Source organism: Streptomyces triticirhizae, assembly GCF_003696235.1.
GTDB classification, from domain to species: domain Bacteria; phylum Actinomycetota; class Actinomycetes; order Streptomycetales; family Streptomycetaceae; genus Streptomyces; species Streptomyces triticirhizae.
In genome coordinates, this window is the sequence record NZ_RFFJ01000036.1 from 16,235 (window position 1) to 38,557 (window position 22,323).

The 22,323-nt window shown below is 71.3% G+C and carries 18 protein-coding genes, 3 tRNA genes and 1 pseudogene; 14 read left to right on the top strand and 8 right to left on the bottom strand.

Going from position 1 to position 22,323, the window contains the following annotated elements:
• Positions 1 to 16: 16 nt before the first annotated feature.
• Together hrpA and EBN88_RS09490 are read left to right on the top strand one after the other, a co-directional pair.
• The gene (gene hrpA / locus EBN88_RS09485) at positions 17 to 4,048 is read left to right on the top strand and encodes an ATP-dependent RNA helicase HrpA (RefSeq protein WP_122183365.1); all 4,032 of its coding nucleotides are present in this window, start codon (positions 17 to 19) and stop codon (positions 4,046 to 4,048) included.
• A gap of 84 nt (positions 4,049 to 4,132) precedes the next feature.
• Positions 4,133 to 4,207: transfer RNA gene (locus EBN88_RS09490), tRNA-Asp, on the top strand.
• 378 nt (positions 4,208 to 4,585) lie between these two features.
• Here EBN88_RS09490 and bldC read toward each other — a convergent pair.
• Together bldC and EBN88_RS09500 are read right to left on the bottom strand one after the other, a co-directional pair.
• Positions 4,586 to 4,792, bottom strand: a complete 207-nt coding sequence (gene bldC / locus EBN88_RS09495) for a developmental transcriptional regulator BldC (RefSeq protein WP_019431930.1) — start codon at positions 4,790 to 4,792, stop codon at positions 4,586 to 4,588.
• Positions 4,793 to 5,232: 440 nt separating this feature from the next.
• A complete protein-coding gene (locus EBN88_RS09500) occupies positions 5,233 to 6,072 on the bottom strand; it encodes a hypothetical protein (protein ID WP_122183366.1) in 840 nt (279 codons plus the stop codon).
• 184 nt (positions 6,073 to 6,256) lie between these two features.
• On the opposite strand from EBN88_RS09500, the gene EBN88_RS09505 reads away from it, so the two are divergent.
• On the top strand, positions 6,257 to 7,396 hold the full coding sequence (locus EBN88_RS09505; protein WP_122183367.1) for a Leu/Phe/Val dehydrogenase: 1,140 nt from the start codon (positions 6,257 to 6,259) through the stop codon (positions 7,394 to 7,396).
• Between the two features lie 246 nt (positions 7,397 to 7,642).
• A complete protein-coding gene (locus EBN88_RS09510; protein WP_122183368.1) occupies positions 7,643 to 7,909 on the top strand; it encodes a DUF3073 domain-containing protein in 267 nt (88 codons plus the stop codon).
• 208 nt (positions 7,910 to 8,117) lie between these two features.
• Here EBN88_RS09510 and purM read toward each other — a convergent pair whose 3' ends face one another.
• The 3 genes from purM to EBN88_RS09525 form a co-directional block, all read right to left on the bottom strand.
• Positions 8,118 to 9,194: a phosphoribosylformylglycinamidine cyclo-ligase gene (gene purM / locus EBN88_RS09515; RefSeq protein WP_122183369.1), complete on the bottom strand. Its 1,077-nt coding sequence runs from the start codon at positions 9,192 to 9,194 to the stop codon at positions 8,118 to 8,120.
• Positions 9,195 to 9,237: 43 nt separating this feature from the next.
• Entirely contained in the window at positions 9,238 to 10,794 is a 1,557-nt protein-coding gene (purF, locus tag EBN88_RS09520; RefSeq protein ID WP_122183370.1) for an amidophosphoribosyltransferase, read from the bottom strand.
• 100 nt (positions 10,795 to 10,894) lie between these two features.
• Entirely contained in the window at positions 10,895 to 11,701 is an 807-nt protein-coding gene (locus tag EBN88_RS09525; RefSeq protein ID WP_122183371.1) for a maleylpyruvate isomerase family mycothiol-dependent enzyme, read from the bottom strand.
• 103 nt (positions 11,702 to 11,804) lie between these two features.
• Between EBN88_RS09525 and EBN88_RS09530 the strand changes: the two genes are divergently transcribed.
• The 3 genes from EBN88_RS09530 to EBN88_RS31175 all read left to right on the top strand — a co-directional run bounded on the left by EBN88_RS09530 (position 11,805) and on the right by EBN88_RS31175 (position 13,437).
• On the top strand, positions 11,805 to 12,323 hold the full coding sequence (locus tag EBN88_RS09530) for a PH domain-containing protein (protein WP_122183372.1): 519 nt from the start codon (positions 11,805 to 11,807) through the stop codon (positions 12,321 to 12,323).
• A gap of 102 nt (positions 12,324 to 12,425) precedes the next feature.
• Positions 12,426 to 12,878: a YbhB/YbcL family Raf kinase inhibitor-like protein gene (locus EBN88_RS09535; protein WP_122183373.1), complete on the top strand. Its 453-nt coding sequence runs from the start codon at positions 12,426 to 12,428 to the stop codon at positions 12,876 to 12,878.
• A 52-nt stretch (positions 12,879 to 12,930) separates the two neighbouring features.
• Positions 12,931 to 13,437 (top strand): hypothetical protein, encoded by a 507-nt coding sequence (locus EBN88_RS31175; RefSeq protein WP_199742308.1) that lies wholly within the window; start codon positions 12,931 to 12,933, stop codon positions 13,435 to 13,437.
• A gap of 131 nt (positions 13,438 to 13,568) precedes the next feature.
• On the opposite strand, the pseudogene purL reads toward EBN88_RS31175, so the two are convergent.
• The 3 genes and pseudogenes from purL to purS form a co-directional block, all read right to left on the bottom strand.
• A pseudogene (gene purL, locus EBN88_RS09545) lies at positions 13,569 to 15,827 on the bottom strand (phosphoribosylformylglycinamidine synthase subunit PurL); the annotation flags it as partial.
• Entirely contained in the window at positions 15,827 to 16,501 is a 675-nt protein-coding gene (purQ, locus tag EBN88_RS09550; RefSeq protein ID WP_122183375.1) for a phosphoribosylformylglycinamidine synthase subunit PurQ, read from the bottom strand. The pseudogene purL and the gene purQ, both read right to left, overlap by 1 nt.
• The gene (gene purS / locus EBN88_RS09555) at positions 16,498 to 16,812 is read right to left on the bottom strand and encodes a phosphoribosylformylglycinamidine synthase subunit PurS (protein ID WP_122183376.1); all 315 of its coding nucleotides are present in this window, start codon (positions 16,810 to 16,812) and stop codon (positions 16,498 to 16,500) included. The genes purQ and purS overlap by 4 nt, the downstream gene beginning before the upstream one ends.
• Positions 16,813 to 17,240: 428 nt before the next feature.
• On the opposite strand from purS, the gene EBN88_RS09560 reads away from it, so the two are divergent.
• The 7 genes from EBN88_RS09560 to EBN88_RS09590 all read left to right on the top strand — a co-directional run bounded on the left by EBN88_RS09560 (position 17,241) and on the right by EBN88_RS09590 (position 22,207).
• Entirely contained in the window at positions 17,241 to 17,570 is a 330-nt protein-coding gene (locus EBN88_RS09560; protein WP_122183377.1) for a histone-like nucleoid-structuring protein Lsr2, read from the top strand.
• 122 nt (positions 17,571 to 17,692) lie between these two features.
• Positions 17,693 to 17,767 (top strand) — tRNA-Gly (locus EBN88_RS09565).
• A 64-nt stretch (positions 17,768 to 17,831) separates the two neighbouring features.
• Positions 17,832 to 17,904 (top strand) — tRNA-Gly (locus tag EBN88_RS09570).
• 460 nt (positions 17,905 to 18,364) lie between these two features.
• Complete coding sequence (locus EBN88_RS09575) at positions 18,365 to 19,324, top strand: ABC transporter ATP-binding protein (protein ID WP_122183378.1); 960 nt, start codon at positions 18,365 to 18,367, stop codon at positions 19,322 to 19,324.
• A gap of 5 nt (positions 19,325 to 19,329) precedes the next feature.
• Entirely contained in the window at positions 19,330 to 20,136 is an 807-nt protein-coding gene (locus EBN88_RS09580; protein ID WP_407703391.1) for an ABC transporter permease, read from the top strand.
• Between the two features lie 113 nt (positions 20,137 to 20,249).
• Positions 20,250 to 21,587 (top strand): sensor histidine kinase, encoded by a 1,338-nt coding sequence (locus EBN88_RS09585; protein ID WP_122183380.1) that lies wholly within the window; start codon positions 20,250 to 20,252, stop codon positions 21,585 to 21,587.
• A 14-nt stretch (positions 21,588 to 21,601) separates the two neighbouring features.
• Positions 21,602 to 22,207 carry a response regulator transcription factor gene (locus EBN88_RS09590; RefSeq protein WP_122183382.1) on the top strand — a complete coding sequence of 202 codons (606 nt, stop codon included), beginning with the start codon at positions 21,602 to 21,604 and terminating at the stop codon, positions 22,205 to 22,207.
• The last annotated feature ends 116 nt before the right edge of the window (positions 22,208 to 22,323 follow it).

Here is a 22,323-nt window from a genome sequence, read left to right on the forward strand (position 1 = left end):
AGATTCTGGACTCCGTATGTCTACCGACACCTCCCCCGTCTCCCTCTCGGCCCTCGCCGACCGCCTCCCGTCGCTGAGCCTCGCCGACGAACTGCGGTTCGGCCGCCGGCTCGAAGGCGCTCGGCGCATCAGGAAGCCCGCCGCCCGGCAGGCCGTGCTGGCCGAGATCGCCCAGGCCGTCGACACCGCCGAGCGGCGGGTCGAGCGTCGCCGGGCCGCCGTGCCGGCCATCGTCTATCCCGAGCAGCTGCCGGTCAGCCAGAAGAAGGACGAGATCCTGGCGGCCATCCGCGACCACCAGGTGGTGATCGTCGCCGGCGAGACCGGCTCGGGGAAGACCACCCAGATCCCCAAGATCTGCCTGGAGCTGGGGCGTGGGGTGCGCGGCCTGATCGGCCACACCCAGCCGCGCCGGATCGCGGCGCGCACGGTGGCGCAGCGGGTCGCCGAGGAGCTGGGCGGCTCGGTGGGCGAGGTGGTCGGCTTCAAGGTCCGCTTCACCGACCAGGGCAGCGACCGGACCCTGGTCAAGCTCATGACCGACGGCATCCTGCTCGCCGAGATCCAACAGGACCGCGAGCTGCGGCAGTACGACACGATCATCATCGACGAGGCGCACGAGCGCAGCCTCAACATCGACTTTCTGCTGGGCTATCTCGCCCAACTCCTGCCGCGCCGCCCCGACCTGAAGGTGATCATCACCTCGGCGACGATCGACCCCGAGCGCTTCGCCCGCCACTTCCGCGACGCCAGGGGCGAGGACGCGCCGATCGTCTCCGTCTCCGGCCGGACCTACCCGGTGGAGGTGCGCTACCGGCCGCTGCTGGAGGAGGCCGAGGACGGTGAGGAGGGCGACGCCGACCGGGACCAGGTCACCGCGATCTCCGACGCGGTGGACGAGCTGATGGCCGAGGGCCCGGGCGACATCCTCGTCTTTCTCTCCGGGGAGCGGGAGATCAGGGACACCGCCGACGCCCTGGAGAAACGGCGGCTGCCGCACACCGAGATCCTTCCGCTCTACGCGCGCCTCTCGCACGGCGAGCAGCAGCGGGTCTTCCAACGCCACAGCGGCCGGCGGATCGTGCTGGCCACCAACGTGGCCGAGACCTCGCTGACCGTTCCCGGCATCCGCTATGTGATCGACCCGGGCACCGCCCGCATCTCCCGCTACAGCCACCGCACCAAGGTGCAGAGGCTGCCGATCGAGCCGATCTCGCAGGCCAGCGCCAACCAGCGCAAGGGCCGCTGCGGGCGCACCAGCGACGGCATCTGCGTCCGGCTCTACTCGGAGGAGGACTTCCTCGCCCGCCCCGAGTTCACCGACGCCGAGATCCTGCGCACCAACCTGGCCTCGGTGATCCTCCAGATGAACGCGGCGGGCCTGGGCGAGGTGGAGCGCTTCCCCTTCATCGACCCGCCGGACCACCGCAGCATCAAGGCCGGCGTCCAACTCCTGGAGGAGCTGGGCGCGTTGGCCGGCTCCCGGCTGACGGAGACGGGCCGCAAGCTCTCCCGGCTGCCGGTGGACCCGAGGCTGGCCCGGATGGTGCTGGAGGCGGAGCGGAACGGCTGCGTCCGCGAGGTGATGGTGATCGTCGCCGCGCTCTCCATCCAGGACCCGCGCGAGCGCCCCGCCGACAGGCAGCAGCAGGCCGACGCGCAGCACGCGCGGTTCCGTCAGGGCCCGGGCGAGGACTCGGACTTCATGGCGCTGCTGGCGCTCTGGGAGCATGTGCGCGAACGGCAACGGGCGCTGTCCTCCTCGGCGTTCCGGCGGATGTGCCGCACCGAGTTCCTCAACTACCTGCGGATACGCGAGTGGCAGGACATCTTCAGCCAGCTGCGGCAGGTCGGCAGGACGATGGGCGTGGAGCCGGCGGGCGAGGAGGCGCCGGCCGCCGCGCCCCAGGTGGTGCACCAGTCGCTGCTGGCGGGGCTGCTGTCCCAGGTCGGGCTGAAGGACACCGAGAAGCACGAGTATCTGGGCGCGCGGGGCGCGAAGTTCGCGGTCTTCCCCGGCTCGGCGCTCTTCCGGAAGCCGCCGCGCTGGGTGATGTCGGCGGAGCTGGTGGAGACCTCCCGGCTCTGGGCGCGGATCAACGCCAGGATCGAGCCCGAGTGGATCGAGCCGCTCGCCGGTCACCTGGTGAAGCGCACCTACAGCGAGCCGCACTGGGAGCAGAAGCAGGCCGCCGTGCTGGCGTACGAGCGGGTGACGCTCTACGGCGTGCCGATCGTCGCCCGCCGCAAGGTCAACTACGGGCGGATCGACCCGGAGGTCTCCCGGGAGCTGTTCCTGCGCCACGCGCTGGTGGAGGGCGACTGGAAGACCAACCACCGCTTCTACCAGGACAACCGGCGACTCCTCGCCGAGGTCGAGGAGTTGGAGCACCGGGCCCGCCGCCGGGACATCCTGGTGGACGACGAGACCCTCTTCGACTTCTATGACCAGCGGATTCCGGAGGATGTCGTATCCGGTGCGCACTTCGACTCCTGGTGGAAGAAGAAGCGCCGCGAGGACCCGGATCTGCTCAACTTCGAGAAGTCGATGCTCATCAACGAGCGGGCCGGCGAGGTCACCGAGCGCGACTATCCCGACACCTGGCGCCAGGGTCGCCTCGCCCTGCGGGTCACCTACCAGTTCGAGCCGGGCGCTGACGCGGACGGCGTCACCGTTCATCTGCCCCTTCAGGTTCTGAACCAGGTCACCTCGGCCGGCTTCGACTGGCAGATCCCTGGCCTGCGCGAGCAGTTGGTGACCGAGTTGATCAGGTCGCTGCCCAAGCCGCTGCGGCGCAACTGCGTGCCGGCGCCCGACTTCGCCCGCCGCTTCCTGGGCGGCCAGACGCCCGAGCCGACCGAGGCCCCGCTGCGCGCGGCGCTGGCCGCCGGGCTGACCCGGCTGACCGGGACGCGGATCGCCCCGGAGGACTTCGACGCGGAGAAGGTCCCTGCCCATCTGCGGATCACCTTCCGCGTGGTGGACGAGCGCGGCCGCAAGGTGACCGGCGGGCCCGCGCCCGAGGACAAGGACCTGGAGGCGCTCAAGCTGCGCTTCAAGCCCCGCGCGCAGGCGGCCCTGGACCGGGCCTTCAGCGGGGGCGCGCGGGGCGCGAAGGCGGCGCGCGCCGGCGCGTCCGAGGGCGTGGGCGCGGGGGTGCCCGAGCAGCGCACCGGGCTCACCCGGTGGACCCTGGGCACGCTGCCGAAGGTCATGGAGACCCGGCGCGGCGGTCAACCTGTGAAGGCATACCCGGCGTTGGTCGACGAGGGCACATCGGTCGCGGTGCGGCTCTTCGACAGCGAGGCGGCGCAGACGGCGGCGATGGCCAGGGGCACCCGGCGCCTGGTGCTGCTCAACCTGCCCTCCGATCCCGCGAAGTTCGCCCAGCGGAAGCTGGACAACGCCGGCAAGCTGGCGCTGGCCAGCACCCCGCACGGCTCGGTGCCCGCGCTCTTCGACGACGTGGTGACGGCGGCCACCGACCAGCTGATCGCGGCGCACGGCGGCCCGGCCTGGGACGAGGCGGGCTTCACCAGGCTCTTCGACGCGGTCCGCGCCGACGTCGTGGAGCTGACCCTGCGGCTGACCCGCCAGGTCAGGGAGGTGCTGGCGGCCTGGGGCACCTGCGAACGGCGGCTGGCCGGCGTGCGGGGCGCCACCCTGCGGCCCGCGCTCGACGACATCAGGGAGCAGCTGAACGGCCTGGTCCACGCGGGCTTCGTCACGGAGCACGGCGCCCGCCGACTGCCCGACCTGCTGCGTTACCTCCAGGCCGTGGACCGCAGACTCCAGCAGCTGCCCCACCAGGCCGAGCGGGACCTGGCCAGGACGGCCAAGGTCAGGGAGATGATGGACGAACACGCCTGGCTGCTGGAGCAGTTCGCGCCGGGCACGCCGGTGCCCGAGCGGGCTTCGGAGATCCGCTGGATGATCGAGGAGCTGCGGGTGAGCTACTTCGCCCACGCCCTGGGCACGGCCTACCCGGTCTCCGAGAAGCGGATCATCAGGGCGGTGGACGCGCTGGCCCCCGCGCAGCCCTCCTGACCTGGCGAAAGCCCGGTCCGCCCGGGGGTGGTGAACCGATTGGCCCGGGACCGGCCGGCTGGGGTAGAGTCACCGACGCAGCCTGGTCCTGTGGAGCAGTTTGGAGTGCTCGCCACCCTGTCAAGGTGGAGGCCGCGGGTTCAAATCCCGTCAGGACCGCTTTCGTTCAGCGTTTAGTTCAACTCTTTACCACCAGCCCGGACCCCACAGGGGTCCGGGCTTTCGCTGTGAGGGCGCGAGGAAGGGACGAGTCGGGCAGGCGGGTGGGCGTACTACCCTGCCAGCAGGGGCGCGGGCAAGCGAGGACGTGTGTGACGGGAGTCACTGAACTCGATTGCGCGCTGGACTCGTTCGACCCCGTAGAGACACCCGCCAATTTAATATGTGCAATTGCACCGGTAGTTGGGGGCATCTCACGGACCCTCAGAAACCTTCCCCAGAACGCAAAAAGATCGCGCCGGACCCGGCGGAGTCCGGCGCGATCGAAGCCAAGCGGTCCGGAGTGGGGGCTCCGGGGCCTGGGATGTGCGGTGTTGCTCAGGCCTCGCCACGCTGCTGCGGGATGCCCGCCAGAAGTGCGCGCACCTCCGCTTCGCGGTAGCGGCGGTGCCCACCGAGCGTGCGGATAGACGTAAGCTTGCCCGCCTTTGCCCAGCGTGTGACCGTTTTCGGGTCGACGCGGAACATCGTGGCAACCTCAGCCGGGGTCAGCAGCGGCTCGGCATCAGGGGTGCGAGCGGTCATGAGCGGCCTCCTCGGGAGAACCGAACCATCACGGTTCTTTCCTCTAAATTCTGCACCTTGACCCGCGTTGCCCGAAATGACAGACGCGGGTCGAGTCGGTTATAGGACGAACGGCTTGTCCTCGGCACTACAACTACACCATCCGTCCAGCCGGGTCGGCCAAACCGACGGAATTGCCCTCTCAGGTGTTCAACCTCGGCGGAAGCCGATGGACCATGCCATAGCGGACAGTCACACAGCCGTAACGATCAGTCACAGCGTGATGAGTCGCCATCAGCCCTACCAAGGAGGTGCAATACCGATCCATCCGCCCCTCGACGGACAGAAGGAGCCCCTCCGAACTCCTTGTCCTATTTTGACACGAGGGGAGTACTTGAAGGCAAGAGTCCGTACAGTGCCTTCCATCACGCTTGGGGCTTTAGTCCCCTCACGCCCCACTGTCAGTTGGCGAACTGGCGTTCTCGCACGGCCATCCAGCGATCGGTCAGCCCTTCGTAGATCCGCTGGGCCCGTTCGAGATCGCCGGCGGCCAGGGCCCCCAGCCCCTCGGTGACCTCGGCGGCGGAGTGGTCGGCCGCCAGCTGGTCCTCGGAGATCGTATAGACCAGCCCGCCGTAGTCCAGTTCGACCAGCGACCGCGGGTGGAACTCCTCCAGCCACCGCCCCACCTCCGTCAGCGCCGCCACCATCGGCCCCTCGGGCATCGCCTCGCGCACCGCTCGCAGCCCCCTGGCGACTCTCCGCCGCGCCTGGACCATCGGCGTCCGGTAACGCAGCCTGGCGGCCCTCTCGGCGGGCCGCTGGGCCGCCTCCCGGAACTCCCGCTCGTCATCAGCGAACAGCACGAACCAGCGCACCGGCACATGCCAGAGCGCGGAGCGTATCCACGGCCGCGCATCGGGGTTGTGCTCCCGCCAGCGCGTGTAGTCGTCCGACGCCCGCCGGCGCACACTCGGCGGCAGCGCGGAGTCCACCACCGACTGCGGCATCAGCCAGTGCCCCACCTCGCCGAGCGCCTGCCAGGACCGCAGCCTGGTGCGCCAGGGGCAGACGCAGAGCACCCCGTCCAGCCAGGTCACGAACGCGTCCCCGCTCTCCTGCGCGGGAGCCACCCGGGGCGGCGTCGCCACCACGGCGCGCAACGCGGTCCGCAACTCGTCCTGCACACCGGGCAACTCGGCCCGCCGGGCGTACTCGGCCCACCGCGTGCGCTCGGGTTCGGGAAAGGCCGCCAACGGCTCGTACACCCTCAGATACGCCGCGTACGGAACCTTCGGCACGCCTACCCTCCCAGCTCGAACACCGGCCAACCGGCCGCCCCCGCACCCGAGAAGCGGGCGCTCACCTCGATCGTGTCACTACCGCGCACCCACGGCATCCCCGAGGCCGAGGTCGCCGTACGCTCGTCTCACCAAGCCCTCCCATCAGCGAGGGCGTCCTCATCGACCTACAGGAGTCACCACCGTGACCGACGTACGTCCTGCTGTCAGCGGCGACAGCACACCCGAGGCCGAGGTGCTCGACACCCTGTTCCACTCGGACCAGGGCGGACACGAACAGGTCGTGCTCTGCCAGGACCGGCCAACCGGTCTGCGCGCCGTGATCGCCGTCCACTCGACCGCGCTCGGGCCCGCGCTGGGCGGCACGCGCTTCCACGCCTACCCGGAGGCGGCCCACCCCGAGAGCGCCGCCCTCGCCGACGCCCTCCGCCTGGCGCGCGGCATGACCTACAAGAACGCCCTCGCCGGCCTGGACCACGGCGGCGGCAAGGCCGTGATCATCGGAGATCCCGAGAAGATCAAGTCCGAAGAACTTCTGCTCGCCTACGGCCGCTGCGTGGCCGCACTCGGCGGCCGTTACGTCACCGCCTGCGATGTCGGCACCTATGTCGCGGACATGGACGTGGTCGCCAGGACCTGTCGCTGGACCACCGGCCGCTCCCCCGAGAACGGCGGCGCCGGCGACTCCTCCGTGCTCACCGCATACGGCGTCTTCGAGGCGATGCTCGCCTCGGCCGAGCACCGCTGGGGCTCCCCGGAACTGACCGGCCGCACCGTCGGCGTCGCCGGCGTGGGCAAGGTCGGCCACCTGCTCGTCGACCAGCTGATCGAGGCCGGCGCCCGGGTGCTGGTCCACGACGTCAACCCGGACGCGGTCCGCCGCGTGCTCACCGCGCACCCCTCGGTCGTCGCGCTGAACTCCGAGGACGAGTTGATCAGCGACCCCAGCCTGGACATCTACGCACCCTGCGCCCTGGGCGGGGTGCTCAACGACCACACCGTGCCGCTGCTGCGCGCCGGCATCGTCTGCGGCGCCGCCAACAACCAGCTCGACCACCCCGGCGTCGAGAAGGACCTGGCCGAGCGGGGCATCCTCTACGCCCCCGACTACGTGGTGAACTCGGGCGGGGTGATCCAGGTGGCCGACGAGTTGCACGGCTTCGACTTCGCACGTGCGAAGACCAAGGCTGCGGACATCAGGCTGACCACGCGCGAGATCTTCCAGCGCGCCGAGTCGGACGGCGTTCCCCCGGCCGTGGCCGCCGACCGGATCGCCGAACATCGAATCGCGCAGGCCAGGAGCCTGGATCGCCCGTTTGCGTAAGACATGTCACCCCCCACGGACGAGTCGTACTGGGAAAGAAGGTAAAATCGCCGTTGACCAGCAGAGAGGGTTCATCGGGCGGCGGGCGTGGCGGCTCGGGTCCTGCGGACGGCGTACCGCGGGGTCCCGGAAGCAGGTACGGTTAAAGGCCGATGGACTGGGCGCTTCTGAAGGGCCCGCTCTCGATCATGAACGGATGTCAACACTCCGGGGCCGTCGTGCCCCGTCGTTGAGGGGGTCGAGCCAATGGGGCGCGGCCGGGCCAAGGCCAAGCAGACGAAGGTCGCCCGCCAGCTGAAGTACAACAGCGGCCGGACGGACCTTTCTCGCCTGGCCGAAGAGCTGGGTGCTTCACCGACGCCGGACCAGCCGCCGTCCAACGGCGACAGGTTCGAGAGCGACGATGAGCTGGACGACGACCTGTACGCACGGTACGCGGAGATGTACAACGAAGAGGACGAGGAGGACGACCAAGAGCCGTCTCCCGACTCTTCCAAACGGCGCGGCGCCTGACCCGCGCCCCGCGTTCCCGGCTGACAGACGATGCTCGGCTGACGCGTGACAACTGGCCCGGTCCGGGGTTCTCCCGGACCGGTCTCAGTCTTGTTCGGGGTCATTCGAGTTCAGGTTCTGAGGTCGGGTGGGATCGCTCGGGGTTGTTCACGGTTGTTCGGCCGCTCCGGCCGGCGCGCTCTCGTCGCGGCCGGCCGCGTCGCGTCGCTCAGCGCGGGTGGTCCCCGGTCAGCGTGACCGTGCCCGGACCGCCGGCCGTCTCCTCAGCGTGGACCTCGCCGAGCACCCAGGCCGGCACGCCGCGCTCCGCCAGCAGGGCCAGCGAGCGGTCCACCGCCTCGGGGGGCAGCACCGCGACCATGCCCACGCCCATGTTGAGCGTCTTCTCCAGTTCCTCCCTGGCGACCCGGCCCACCTCGCCGACCACGTCGAAGACCGGCGCCGGCGTCCAGCTGGCCCGGTCGACCACGGCCCGCACCCGCTCGGGCAGCACCCGGGCCAGGTTGTTCGCCAGCCCGCCGCCGGTGACATGGGCGAAGGCGTGCACCTCGACGGCCTCGGTCAGGGCCAGGCAGTCCAACGAATAGATCCGGGTCGGCTCCAGCAGCTCCTCGCCCAGCGTCCTGCCGAACTCGGGCACCTCCCGCTCAAGACCCCAGCCGGCCTGGTGCAACAGCACATGGCGGACCAGCGAGTAGCCGTTGGAGTGCAGTCCGCTCGCCCCCATGGCCACCAGCACGTCCCCCGGCCGCACCCGGTCCGCGCCCAGCAGCGCGTCCGCCTCGACCACCCCGGTCGCGGCGCCGGCCACGTCGTACTCCTCCGCCCCGAGCAGGCCAGGGTGCTCGGCGGTCTCGCCGCCCACCAGGGCGCAGCCGGCCAGCACACAGCCCTCGGCGATGCCCTTGACCAGGGCGGCGACCCGTTCCGGGTAGACCTTCCCGACGCAGATGTAGTCGGTCATGAAGAGCGGCTCGGCGCCGCAGACCACCAGGTCGTCGACCACCATGGCGACCAGGTCGCGGCCGACGGTGTCGTGGATGTCGAGGCGCTGGGCGATGGCGACCTTGGTGCCCACCCCGTCGGTGGCCGAGGCCAGCAGGGGGCGGCGGTAGCGGGTGAGCGCGGAGGCGTCGAAGAGCCCGGCGAAGCCGCCGAGGCCGCCGACGCTCTCCGGGCGCTGGGCCTTGGCGACCCACTCCTTCATCAGCCGGACGGCGGTCTCGCCGGCCTCGATATCCACACCGGCCGCCGCATAGCTGGCTCCGGGCACGTTCGTCGTCATCAGGTCTCTCTCGTGTGGTCGTGCGGCACCGGTGCCGGTCGGCTCACGGGCGCCGCAGCGCGTCGGCGGCGCCGGGCCCGGTGACCAGGGGCAGCGAGTCGCCCGGCGACGCGGCGGCGTCGAGCGCCGGCTGCTCCAGAACGTCCTTGCCCAGCAGCTCGGGATCGGGCAGCTCCACCGGGTACTCGCCGTCGAAGCAGGCCCGGCACAGGTTGGGTCTGGCGATGGTGGTGGCCTCGACCATGCCCTCAAGCGAGATGTAGGAGAGCGAGTCGGCGCCCAGCGAGGCCCCGATCTCGTCCACGGTGAGCCCGTTGGCGATCAGTTCGGCCCGGGTCGCGAAGTCGATGCCGAAGAAGCAGGGCCACTTGATCGGCGGCGAGCTGATCCGGACGTGGACCTCGGCCGCGCCCGCCTCGCGCAGCATCCGCACCAGGGCGCGCTGGGTGTTGCCACGGACGATGGAGTCGTCCACGACCACCAGGCGCTTGCCCCTGATGACCTCCTTGAGCGGGTTGAGCTTGAGCCGGATGCCCAGCTGCCGGATGGTCTGGCTGGGCTGGATGAACGTGCGTCCGACGTAGGAGTTCTTCACCAGGCCCGAGCCGTAGGGGATGCCGCTGGCCTCGGCGTAGCCGATGGCGGCCGGGGTGCCGGACTCGGGGGTCGATATCACCAGGTCGGCCTCGACGGGGGACTCGGCGGCGAGCCGGCGGCCCATCTCGACCCGGGAGAGATAGACGTTCCGCCCGGCGATGTCGGTGTCGGGACGGGCCAGGTACACGTACTCGAAGGCGCAGCCACGTGGCTTCGCTTCCGCGAATCGCGTGGACCGCAGGCCGTTCGCGTCGACGGCGATCATCTCGCCCGGCTCGATCTCGCGGACCACGGAGGCGCCGACGATGTCCAGCGCGGCGGTCTCGGAGGCGACGACCCAGCCGCGCTCCGAACGGCCGAGGACCAGGGGGCGGAAGCCCTGCGGGTCGCGCGCCGCGTAGAGGGTGTTCTCGTCCATGAAGACGAAGGAGAAGGCGCCCTTCACCCGGGGCAGCACCCTGGGCGCCGCCTCCTCGACGGTCAGCGGCTCGCCGTTCTCGTCGCGCTGGCCGGCGAGCAGCGCCGTGACCAGGTCGGTGTCGTTGGTGGTGGCGACCCGCTGGCGCGATCCCCGGCCGCCCGGCAACTCGGCGACGAGGCGGGCCAGCTCGGCCGTGTTGACCAGGTTCCCGTTGTGGCCCAGGGCGACGGAGCCGTGTCCGGTGGCCCGGAAGGTGGGCTGGGCGTTCTCCCAGGTGGGGGCGCCGGTCGTCGAGTAACGGGTGTGGCCGACCGCGATGTGGCCGGTCAGGGAGCCCAGGGAGGTCTCGTCGAAGACCTGCGAGACCAGCCCCATGTCCTTGAAGACAAGGATCTTGGAACCGTCGCTCACCGCGATCCCCGCGGATTCCTGTCCGCGGTGCTGTAGCGCGTAGAGCCCGAAGAAGGTGAGTTTGGCGACCTCCTCGCCCGGGGCCCAGACACCGAAGACGCCGCACGCGTCCCTCGGGCCCTTCTCGCCGGGGTCAAGGTCGTGGTTGAGTCGTCCGTCACCACGTGGCACACCACGAGTTTAGGCCAGAACGGGGGGTCGGGGAGAACCCCCTGGATTGTGAGACATGCCCCATCGCGGCGCGGTTCGGGCGTTGTGGGACGCAGGGCGGTCAGCCGAGCACGGGCAGTTCGTCGGCGAGCGCGCCGGCACGTTCGCCGCTGGCCCGCAGCCGTCCGGTGGCGGTGGCGGCGGCCCAGTCGATCCGTCCGGAGGCCAGCCGGAGCCAGGTCAGCGGGTCGCTCTCCACCACGTTGGGCGGGGTGCCCCGGGTGTGCCGGGGCCCGGCGACGCACTGCACCGCGACGAACGGGGGCACCCGCAGCTCGGTCGAGGCGCCGGGAGCCTTGGCGGCCAGGGCGTCGGCGAGCACCCGGACCGTGATGGCCAACGCCCCCCGGTCCAACCGGACGGGCAGCCCGGTGGCCCTGGTCAGGTCGTCGCTGTGCACCACCAGCTCGACGACCCTGGTCACCGTGTAGTCCAGTGCCCGCATCGCGCCGAACGCGTGGGGGATCAGCAGGTCGTTCCTGATCCCCGTCTCCACCACGGCGTCCAGCTCCTCGGCCGCGCCGTCGATCGCCGCCCGGTGGTCCGGCTGCCGCTCGGCCGCGTCGCGGGCGTCGCGGTCCTTGGCGTCGGCGAGCCCGCGGGTGCCCGCCGCCCAGCGGTCCAGGTCGGTCTCCGCCCTGGTCACCGGGGGCGCGGGCCGGGCCAGCAGCCGGGGCAGCGCGTCCATCTCCTGGGCGATGTGCGCCAGCAGCAGGCGAACGTCCCAGCCCGGCAGGTCCGTTGGGCGCGCCAGCAGTTCCTTCGGCAGCTCGTGGACGGCCAGCCGCACGAACTCCACCTGGGCGAGCAGAGCGTCACGGACTCGATCCGCGTGGTAGGCGCGGGGTTTGCGACCGACGGCAGACATGACACGGAGCTTACGACGACCGCCCTCCGTTGGATGGTGACAAGGTCATACCAACCAGGCGTTCTCCGGAACCAACCGGCCGTGCCGCCCCTAGGATGCGCGCATGGCTTACGCGGACAGGTATCTGGCGGAGGACGAGGAACTCGTCTACGAGACCAGGCAGCACTGGACGACGCTGGTCAGCGAGTTCCTGCTGCTGTGCCTGATCATCGCGGTGGCGGGCGCGGCCGTGTGGGCGCTGCCGACCGACGAGGACTGGGGGAGCACGGGCGTCTGGGTGGTGCTCGGGGTGGCCGCGATCGCGGCGATCTGGCTCTGGCTGGTGCCACTGCTCCAGTGGCGTGCCACGGTCTACTTCCTCACCACCAAGCGCCTGCACAAGCGCTCGGGTTTCCTCTCGAAGTCGGGCCGCAGCATTCCGCTGGCGCGGGTCAACGACGTGGCCTTCTCCGCGTCGCTGTGGGAGCGGCTGATGCGGTACGGAACGGTCCGCGTCCAGTCCGCCTCCGAGCAGGGGATGATGACGCTGAAGCACGTGCCGGACCCGGAGGGGCTGAAGAACCTCGTCTACCAGGCGATCGACGGCCTGCGCGACGAGCCCCCGGCGCAGCCGCCGCACTGAGCCGCCGCGCCCGGGGCGTTCCCCGGGCCCTGCGGCCCGGCGGGGGGACAAAAAGGGCGAAGCATCTGACATGCCTTGCGCCAGGCGGGGTACCCCGGCGGCATGGCTGGTATCGAACTGCACAGTACGGCGTTCAACGACCGCACGCCGATCCCACGCCGCCACGCAAGGGACGGCGACAACGTGTCCCCGCCCCTGATCTGGTCGCCACCGCCCAGGGGGACGAGCGAGCTGGTGCTGCTCTGCGAGGACCCGGACGCCCCGTCCGGCACCTTTGTGCACTGGCTGGTCACCGGCATCGATCCGGAGAGCGGCGGGGTGGCCGAGGGAGAGGTGCCCGACGGCGGGACGCAGCATCGCAACGACTTCGGCGACCACGGCTGGGACGGACCCCAGCCACCGATGGGTGACCGCCCGCACCGGTACCGGTTCCGGCTCTACGCGGTGCCCGAGCCGGTGCCGCTTCCGGACGCGGCGACGGCCGAGCGGGTGCACCGGACCATGAGCCAGCACGGGCTGGCCAGCGGTCTGTTGACCGGCCTCCACCAGCGTTGATCCCGCCGGACCGGTCGTTCTTCGGCGCGGCCCGGCAGAGAGGAGTGCGGCGATGGTTCGCAAGAAGGTTGAGGGGAACGAGGTTCAGCGGCGCGCGGCGGCGCGGTCCGCCCGGGAGGCGGGCGAGCGCCCGAGCGCCCGGAACGTCACCACCGGCGGTTCCAAGCAGCGCACCCACGTTCCCCGGCGCAACTCGCTCGACCACGAGGAGCGCATGGAGCCCCTGGAGCGGGGCAAGCAGCGGGTCGAGGCCGCCGAGCAGGCGGCCGAACGGGCCGAGCCGCCCCCCGCGCCGCCGCCCGGCCGCTCGTTCACCGGCCGCACGGATCCGGGGTACGGGCAGGAACACCAGGCGGTCTTCCAGGCGGTGGCCCAGGCGGAACGCCGCCACGACGGCAACGCGGTCTACGCCCACGAGGTGGCCCGCACGGCCGGCCTTCCGCACGACCGGACCAAGGTGCTCCTCCACGACCTGGTGGCCTCGCAGCGGCTGGTCACCAAGCTGGAGCGCACCGACGACCCGGACCTCGGCCCGCGTTACGAGACCAAGCCCTGGTGACGGGTCCGGTCAGCCGACGGGACCGGGCGGCGTGGCCCGTGCGGTGACCCGTCGGCCAGGACGTCGGCCGCCGCTCCCCCGGTGCCCGGGGGCCGGCGGCCGCCGGCCCGGGGCCGGGGGGCGCCGCCCGACAGCGCGGGCCCCCGGCGCTCGTGCGCCTCGCGCAGCTCGTCCAGCGGGAGGCTGAACTGGCCCTGCACCTCGACGGCGGCGCCGTCCACCACGCCGATCCGGGTGGCGGGCAGCCCACGCGCCGCGCACATGTCGGTGAACCGCACCTCCTCGCCGCGCGGCAGCGCCACCACGGCGCGGGCCGTGGACTCCGACAGCAGGAAGGTGAACGGCGACAGCCCCTCGGGGACCACCAGCCGGGCGCCCTTCCCGCCCCTGAGGCAGGACTCGACGACCGCCTGGATCAGGCCACCGTCGGAGAGGTCGTGGGCGGCGTCGATCATGCCGTCCCGGCTCGCCGCGATCAGGATCTCGCCGAGCAGCCGCTCCCGTTCCAGGTCGACGCGGGGCGGCAGCCCGCCCAGGTGGCCGTGGATCACGTCCGTCCAGGCCGAGCCGCCGAACTCCTCGTGGGTTTCGCCGAGGAGGTAGAGCAGCTGGCCCTCGGTGCGGAACGCCATCGGCGTGCGCCGGGTGACGTCGTCGATCACGCCCAGCACGCCGACCACGGGGGTGGGGTGGATCGCGGTCTCGCCGGTCTGGTTGTAGAGGGAGACGTTGCCGCCGGTCACCGGCAGGCCCAGGGCGAGGCAGGCGTCGGCCAGGCCCCGGGTCGCCTCGGCGAACTGCCACATCACGGCCGGGTCCTCGGGCGAGCCGAAGTTGAGGCAGTCGGTGACGGCCAGCGGCTTGGCGCCGCCGGCGGCGACGTTCCGGTACGCCTCGACGAGCGCGAGCTGAGCGCCGGTGTACGGGTCCAGCTTGGCGTAGCGCCCGTTGCCGTCGGTGGCCAGCGCGACGCCGAGGTTGGTCTCCTCGTCGATCCGCAGCATCCCGCTGTCCTCGGGCTGGGCCAGCACCGTGTTGCCCAGGACGTAGCGGTCGTACTGGTCGGTGATCCAGGAGACGTCGGCCTGGTTGGGCGAGCCGACTAGGCGCAGCACCTGTGCGCGCAGCTCGGCGGCGTCGGCCGGGCGCGCCAGCCGAGCCGGGTCGTCGGCCTGGAGGGCGTCCTGCCACGTGGGGCGCGCGTAAGGGCGCTCGTACACCGGCCCCTCGTGGGCCACGGTGCGCGGCGGAACGTCCACGACCTGCTCACCGTGCCAGTAGATCTCCAGCCGGTCGCCCTCGGTGACCTCGCCGATCACCGTGGCGATCACGTCCCACTTGGCGCAGATCTCCAGGAAACGGTCGACCTTGCCCGGCTCGACCACCGCGCACATGCGCTCCTGGGACTCGCTCATCAGGATCTCCTCGGGGGAGAGCGAGGAGTCGCGGAGCGGCACGGCGTCCAGCTCGACGCGCATCCCGCCGGAGCCGGCCGAGGCCAACTCCGATGTGGCGCAGGAGAGTCCGGCGCCGCCGAGGTCCTGGATGCCGGTGACCAGGCGCTCGGCGAAGATCTCCAGGGTGCACTCGATGAGCAGCTTCTCCTGGAACGGGTCCCCGACCTGCACGGCCGGCCGCTTGGCTGGGCCCCCCGAGTCGAAGGTCTCGGAGGCGAGCACGGAGACGCCGCCGATGCCGTCGCCGCCGGTGCGGGCGCCGTAGAGGATGACCTTGTTGCCGGCGCCTGCCGCCTTGGCGAGGTGGATGTCCTCGTGCCGCATCACACCGACGCAGAGCGCGTTGACCAGCGGGTTCCCCTGGTAGCAGGGGTCGAAGACGACCTCGCCGCCGATGTTGGGCAGGCCGAGGCAGTTGCCGTAGCCGCCGATGCCGGCGACCACGCCGGGCAGCACCCGGCGGGTGTCGGGGTGGTCGGCCGCGCCGAACCGCAGCGGGTCCATCACCCCGATCGGGCGGGCGCCCATGGCAAGGATGTCCCGCACGATCCCGCCGACTCCGGTGGCCGCGCCCTGGTAGGGCTCGACGTAGGAGGGGTGGTTGTGCGACTCGACCTTGAAGGTGACGGCGTAGCCCTGGCCGACGTCGACGACGCCGGCGTTCTCCCCGATGCCGACCAGCAGCGCGTCGCTGGTGGGGGCCTTCTCGCCGAACTGCCGGAGGTGGACCTTGCTGGACTTGTAGCTACAGTGCTCCGACCACATCACCGAGTACATGGCCAGCTCGGCGCCGGTGGGCCGGCGGCCGAGAATCTCCCTGATGCGCTGGTACTCGTCCTCCTTGAGGCCGAGTTCGGCCCAGGGCTGGGCGGCTTCGGGGGTGTCGGCGGCGTGCTTGACGGTGTCCAGGACGGGCTTGGACTGTGCGGGCATCAGGCGACCAGCTTCTTGAGTACCGAGGTGAAGAACGGAAGGCCGTCGGTCGTCGGCCCGGTGAGGGCCTCGACGGCGTGTTCCGGGTGGGGCATCAGGCCGACGACGTTGCCGGCGGCGTTGGTGATGCCGGCGATGTCGCGGCGGGAGCCGTTGGGGTTGACGTCCAGATAGCGGAAGACCACCCGGCCCTCGGCCTCCAGTTCGTCCAGCGTGGCCTCGTCGGCCACATAGCCGCCCTCGCCGTTCTTCAGGGGGATGGTGATCTCGGCGGCGGGCGCGAAGTCACCGGTCCAGGCGGTGGAGGTGTTCTCCACCCGCAGTCGCTGGTCGCGGCAGACGAAGTGCAGATGGTCGTTGCGGGTCAACGCCCCGGGCAGCAGATGGGATTCGCACAGCACCTGGAAACCGTTGCAGATACCCAGGACGGGCAGGCCCTCGTGTGCTCCCGCAATGATCGTTTCCATCACCGGCGAGAAACGCGCGATCGCGCCGCAACGGAGATAGTCCCCATACGAGAATCCGCCGGGCAGGATCACCGCATCGACCTGATGGAGATCTTTGTCACCGTGCCAGAGGGCGACCGGCTCGGCGCCGGCGAGCTTTACCGCGCGAGCCGCGTCCCGGTCATCGAGAGATCCGGGAAATGTGACGACTCCTACACGAATGGTCACCGAACCGCCCCTTCTTCTGCCGCGTTGTCGCCGGCACTCCCGGTGGCCGCGCCCGGCGCGTCCGCCAGCTCCTCGACGCGGACCTCGAAGTCCTCGATCACGGTGTTGGCCAGAAACGTGCCGGCGATCTCCCTGATCCTGGCGATCGCCGCCTCGTCAACGGGCCCGGCCAGATCGAGTTCGAAGCGCTTGCCCTGGCGGACGTCCGTGATCCCCTCGAACCCCAGGCGGGGCAGGGCGCGTTGCACGGCCTGTCCCTGCGGGTCGAGGATCTCCGGCTTGAGCATGACGTCAACTACGACGCGGGCCACTGGTTACTCCCGGTGGTGATGCGGTGGTGGTGATACAGGGACGACGCAGCCTGACACGGGTGGTCACACGGTGCTTGACGCCGCATGGATCAGCGTACCCGGCGGAGAAATCTACCCGTGTAGATGACCGGATACTGGTCACGTTAAGGTATCGGGCTCACAAACCCCTGCAAGAAACGACTGTGGAAAAGTAGGGTCCCGGTACGCGATGACGCGCGGTGCGACATGCGAGAGGATCGCGAGAAGGATCGTCAGTTGACACGCGACGGTAATTTCGTGGTTTCGCTTAAGCACCTCCAGCGCAGTACAAATTAAGAAGAAGCTCACTCACCAGGGGAGCGCCGAGTTCGCGGCCGCCGGCATACCGGCGCGATCCGCCCCGGGACGCCCGGGATACGGCGACCACACTCCCGAAAGGACCGATATCCGTGGCACAGCGTGTAGTGGTCACTCTCTCCGATGACATCGACGGTGGGGAGGCGTCGGAGACGGTCGCCTTCGGGCTCGATGGCAAGGCCTACGAGATCGACCTCAGCTCGCACAACGCTGAGCAGCTGCGCAACGCGCTCGCCCCCTTCGTGGAGGCGGGGCGCAAGCGGAGCCGGTCGGGCCGCGCCTTCCACCGCACCGCGGTGGCCCCCGACCCGAAGGCCGTCCGCGCCTGGGCCGAGTCCAACGGGCTGGGCGTACCGGCCAGGGGACGCATTCCGCGGAAGGTCTACGAGGCCTTCAACCAGGCACACGCCACCGCTCGTTGAGCCGGGCGACCGCCGAGGGGCCGGCCGACTGAGCCGACTTGCCATGCCCCCCGGGTGATCCGCTAAAGTCTGGAGCGCGCCAAGGGGGCGCCGGCCGGAAGGCCGGAGGCCCTGAGGATCGCGCGGGTGTAGTTCAGTAGTAGAACACCCTCTTTCCAAGAGGGAGGCGCAGTGTGCAATTCCTGTCACCCGCTCCAGCCGCTGGACCGGTCTTCGGATCAGGTACAGTAGGCGAGCATCACCCGCTCGCGGGTGGCCCATGCGGACGTGGCTCAGTTGGTAGAGCATCACCTTGCCAAGGTGAGGGTCGCGAGTTCGAATCTCGTCGTCCGCTCGGCACGAGGGCCCGACGTCGTTCTTCGGCGTCGGGCCCTCGCTCTGTTTCCGCGTCGCCCGCGTCGCCCGCGTCCTGGTGACCGTCATGCCCCGCCCTTCCTGCCCCGGGACGCGCGGTGCGGGCGGCCCGGTCCCGGGCGCGGCGGGCTGGTCCGCCGCGCCGGCGCCGTCGGCTCCCCGGGGGTGCGTGCCCCGGGAGTTCGTCTGCCGGAGCCTCGTTGCCCGGCGGTGCGCTCGCTGCGGCCCCGCTTCCTGCGGCATGGGCCCTCTCCTTCCTCTTCGCTGCCGGCGCGCGGGCCGGTCGTCCGCTCCGGCGGAGTGCCGGTGAACGATCCGGTGTCTCGTCCCGCCTCGTCGATTCTTTCCGGGCGGAGGGGCCGGAGGAACTGACATCTGTCATGAGGGTTGGTGACAGCGTGCACTGCCGATGGGCCGGTGGGGGCGGAACCCTTGAGGGCATGGAAACGGCGATCGAAGTGCAGGGCCTGCGCAGGCGCTACGCCGGCCGAGGGGCCGGGGGTGCCTACGAGGCGGTCAGAGGGTTGGACTTCACGGTGCGGCGGGGCGAGGTCTTCGCCCTGCTCGGGACGAACGGCGCGGGGAAGACCTCCACGGTGGAGCTGCTGGAGGGGCTGGCGGAGCCCAGCGGGGGCGAGATCCGGCTTCTGGGGCTCGATCCCTTCCGGGAGCGCGCGACGGTGCGGCCCTGGATCGGGATCATGTTGCAGGAGGGCGGCCTGCCCAGCGAGTTGACGGCCGCCGAGACGGCCGGGATGTGGGCCGGCTGCACCACGGACGCGCGGCCGGCGGACGAGGCGCTGTCGCTGGTCGGGCTCACGGGCAGGGCCGACGTCCGGGTCAAGCAGCTCTCCGGCGGCGAGCGGCGCCGGCTGGATCTCGCCCTGGCGTTGATCGGGCGGCCCCGGGTGCTCTTCCTCGACGAGCCGACCACCGGCCTCGACCCGCAGGCGCGGCGCACGACCTGGGAGTTGGTCAGGAGCCTGCGCGACGAGGGGACGACGATCGTGCTGACCACGCACTATCTGGAGGAGGCCGAGGCGTTGGCCGACCGTCTGGCGATCATGACCGAGGGGCGGATCACGGTCTCGGGCACGCCCGAGGAGGTGATGGCGGCGCGGCCCTCTCGGATCAGGTTCCTTCTGCCGGAGGGCCTGGTCCCCGCCGAGCTGCCGCTGTCGCTGCCCGCCGGCGTGGACGGCCGGCAGGTGGAGATCAGGACTCAGGATCTCCAGTCGGCGCTCACCGAGCTGCTGCTCTGGGCGCGGGGGCGGGGGGTCGCGCTGGAGGCCCTGGACGCCAGGTCCGCCTCGCTGGAGGAGGTCTTCCTGGAGATCGCCGGAGCGCAGCGGGAGTCGGGGCGCCTGGCCGCCATGGTCGGGAAGGGAGCCGCGGCATGAGCACGATGCGGAGCGAGCGGACCGAGCGGCTGGCGCCGTCGGCGGCCGGCGGGGCGTCGGTCCGGCGGATGCGGTCGCTGGCGCGGGCGGAGCTGACGCTGCTGCTGCGCAGCAGGACGGCCCTGTGGGTCGCGCTGCTGATGCCGCTGCTGATGGTCCTGGCGACATACTCGGCGCTGGAGGAGCTGGATCTCTCCGAGGCCGGACTGACGCAGGGCGAGGCGGTGTTGACCGGCGGCGTGGGGATGGTGCTGCTGGTGGTCATCTATCTCAACCTGGTGCCGGCGCTGGTGACCAGGCGGGAGGAGCGCGTGCTCAAGCGGCTGCGGACCGGGGAGATAGCGGATCGGGAGATCCTCATGGGCGCCGCGCTCCCGACGGTGACGGTCGCGGTGGCGCAGTCCCTGGTGTTGGTGGTGGCCGGCACCGTGCTGCTGGACGTGTCGGCGCCGGGCTCGCCGGCGTTGTTGCTGGCGGGCATCGGACTGGCGGTGGTCACCCTGGTGCTGCTGGCCGTGGTCACGGCGGGTCTGACCAGGACGGTGGACAGCGCGCAGATCACCACCACGCCGTTGCTGCTCGTGTGTGCCGTGGGGTGCGGGATCTTCATCCCGCTGGAGATCTTCCCCGAGTCGGTCACCTGGGCCTGCCGGATGCTGCCTCTGACGGGCTCGGTCGAGCTGATACGGCACGGCTGGATAGGTGGCCTCGACGGTGTCGAGATTGCCAGGGCCGGGCTGTTCGCCTTGGCGTGGGTGGTGATCGGGGTGTTTGCTGTGAGGCGTTGGTTCCGCTGGGACCCGAGGCAGTAACGCGAGCGCTGGTCGGTCCCCATCTCTCACGGGCTGGGGGCGGGCCTCGGGGCGCCAGGGTGGCCGCTCGCCCCCGCACACGAAGGGACTTCCGAGGAGAAGGGGCACGGTCCATGTGGTTGCCACGCGGGTGGAAGGAGCTGCGGCACACCAGCCACCAGAGGCGGGTCCACGCCTACACCCGGTACACGCTCTACTTCATCTCCCTGTCGGAGCTGGCGGCGATCGCCAGCGTGCTGATCAACGCGGGCCCGTTGGACGGGGGGTGGGCGAGCCTGGCGCTGTGTGTCCTGGTCACCCACCACGCGTTCCTGATGCTGATGGCCACCAGGGACGGTCTCCGCCACTATCTCGACGGGACTCCCCGGCCGACGAGGCTGATCTCCTGGACGACGGGGTTCACCTGCGCCACGTCGCTCCTGGTGGGCGGCGCCGTCGCGCTGGACCTGCTCACTCCCAGGGTGCTTCCGCTGACATTGGTGACCACGGCGTTCTACGCGGGCCCCACCGCCCTTCTGCTGCCGCTGCGCTGGGCCGCGGGTCTGGCGGCCGCGCCGGTGGCCAGCTGTCTGGCGGCCTTCGCCCTCTACCGGCCGGACTCGACCGCGATGCTGGCGCAGGCCGCGTTCCTGCTGCCGTTCGGCCTCTTCATGGGCGGCACCTACCGGGCCTCCGCCTGGACGTTGCGGGTGCTGGACCGGGTGGATGCCGCGCGGGAGACGGAGAAGCGGCTGGCGGTGGCCGAGGAGCGGCTGCGGTTCGGCCGCGACCTGCACGATGTGCTGGGCCGCAACCTCTCGGTCATCGCGCTGAAGACCGAGTTGGCGGCCCAGCTGGCCCGGCGGGGTTCGCCGGACGCCGCCGAGCAGCTGGCCGAGGTGCAGCGGATCGCCCGCGAGTCCCAGCGCGAGATCAGGGAGGTGGTGAGGGGCTATCGCGAGGTCGATCTGCGGGCCGAACTGGCGGGCGCCCGGGGCGTGTTGGAGGCGGCGGACATCCGCTGCTCGTTGACGGGGGCGAGCACCGTCGCTCCGACGTTGCCGCCGAAGGTCGGCTCCGCGCTGGGCTGGGTGGTGCGCGAGGGTGTCACGAACGTGCTGCGGCACTCCTCGGCGAGGCGGTGCGACATCGGGTTCGGCCGCTCCCCCGACGGCTGGGCCGAGTTGTCGTTGGAGAACGACGGGTCACGCGTGGACGGTGCGCGGCCCGACCAGGCCGGGAGCGGGCTGGCCGGCCTGCGGGAGCGGCTGTCCGCTCTGGGTGGCACGCTCTCGGTGGAGTCCGCTCCCGGCGGCGTCTTCCGGCTGACCGCGCGCGTGCCGTTGGACCGGGAGAGCCCGGAGGCGCCCGGGGTCGGTGGCGCCGAGGGCGCGTTGGACGGCGCGGCGCGGCGGCGGGAGCGGCCGGTTGAGGAGGAGGCGGCGAGTGTGGAGAGAGGGGCGTCGCGTTGAGCGAGGAACGGTCGGTGATCCGGGTGCTGCTGGCCGACGACGAACATCTGATCAGGGGGGCGCTGGCGGCGCTGTTGGCCCTTGAGGACGACCTGTTGGTGGTGGCGGAGGCCGCCTCAGGGCCCGAGGCGCTGGCCATGGCCCGCGCTCAGCGCCCCGATGTCGCGGTGCTCGACCTTGAGATGCCGGGCGCGGACGGGGTGTCGGTGGCGAACACGCTCCGGGCGGACCTGCCCGACTGTGCCGTGATGATCGTCACCGGCCACGGTCGCCCGGGCCATCTCAAGCGCGCGTTGGCCGCCGGCGCCAGGGCGTTCCTCCCCAAGACGGTCTCGGCGCAGCGGCTGGGGGAGATCATTCGCACGGTGCACGCGGGAAACCGCTATGTGGACCCGGAGTTGGCGGCCGACGCGATCAGCGCGGGGGACTCGCCGCTGACGGATCGGGAGGCCGAGTTGCTGGAGCTGGCGGCGGACGGCGCGCCGATCGCTGAGATCGCGGAGCGTGCGGCGTTGGCCCCGGGCACGGTGCGGAACTACCTGTCCTCGGCCGTGGCCAAGCTCGACGCGGAGAACCGGCACACGGCGGCCCGTCGCGCGCGCGAGCGCGGTTGGCTCTGACCTCGGCGGCGGGCGTCCGGCCAGGAGCGGGGCCGTTGCCCGCCCGGTGGACAACGGGCGGCGGGCCGGGCAACGGGCGGCGGGCGGTGCCGGCTCGGCGGCTGGGCCGCCCGTTC

Excerpts from the sequence above, each read along its gene's own strand:
- hrpA (WP_122183365.1), top strand. The coding sequence starts at position 17 with ATGTCTACCGACACCTCCCCCGTCTCCCTCTCGGCCCTCGCCGACCGC.
- bldC (WP_019431930.1), bottom strand. The coding sequence starts at position 4,792 with ATGACCGCTCGCACCCCTGATGCCGAGCCGCTGCTGACCCCGGCTGAG.
- EBN88_RS09510 (WP_122183368.1), top strand. The coding sequence starts at position 7,643 with ATGGGGCGCGGCCGGGCCAAGGCCAAGCAGACGAAGGTCGCCCGCCAG.
- purM (WP_122183369.1), bottom strand. The coding sequence starts at position 9,194 with ATGACGACGAACGTGCCCGGAGCCAGCTATGCGGCGGCCGGTGTGGAT.
- EBN88_RS09525 (WP_122183371.1), bottom strand. The coding sequence starts at position 11,701 with ATGTCTGCCGTCGGTCGCAAACCCCGCGCCTACCACGCGGATCGAGTC.
- EBN88_RS09530 (WP_122183372.1), top strand. The coding sequence starts at position 11,805 with ATGGCTTACGCGGACAGGTATCTGGCGGAGGACGAGGAACTCGTCTAC.
- EBN88_RS09535 (WP_122183373.1), top strand. The coding sequence starts at position 12,426 with ATGGCTGGTATCGAACTGCACAGTACGGCGTTCAACGACCGCACGCCG.
- EBN88_RS31175 (WP_199742308.1), top strand. The coding sequence starts at position 12,931 with ATGGTTCGCAAGAAGGTTGAGGGGAACGAGGTTCAGCGGCGCGCGGCG.
- EBN88_RS09575 (WP_122183378.1), top strand. The coding sequence starts at position 18,365 with ATGGAAACGGCGATCGAAGTGCAGGGCCTGCGCAGGCGCTACGCCGGC.
- EBN88_RS09580 (WP_407703391.1), top strand. The coding sequence starts at position 19,330 with ATGCGGAGCGAGCGGACCGAGCGGCTGGCGCCGTCGGCGGCCGGCGGG.
- EBN88_RS09585 (WP_122183380.1), top strand. The coding sequence starts at position 20,250 with ATGTGGTTGCCACGCGGGTGGAAGGAGCTGCGGCACACCAGCCACCAG.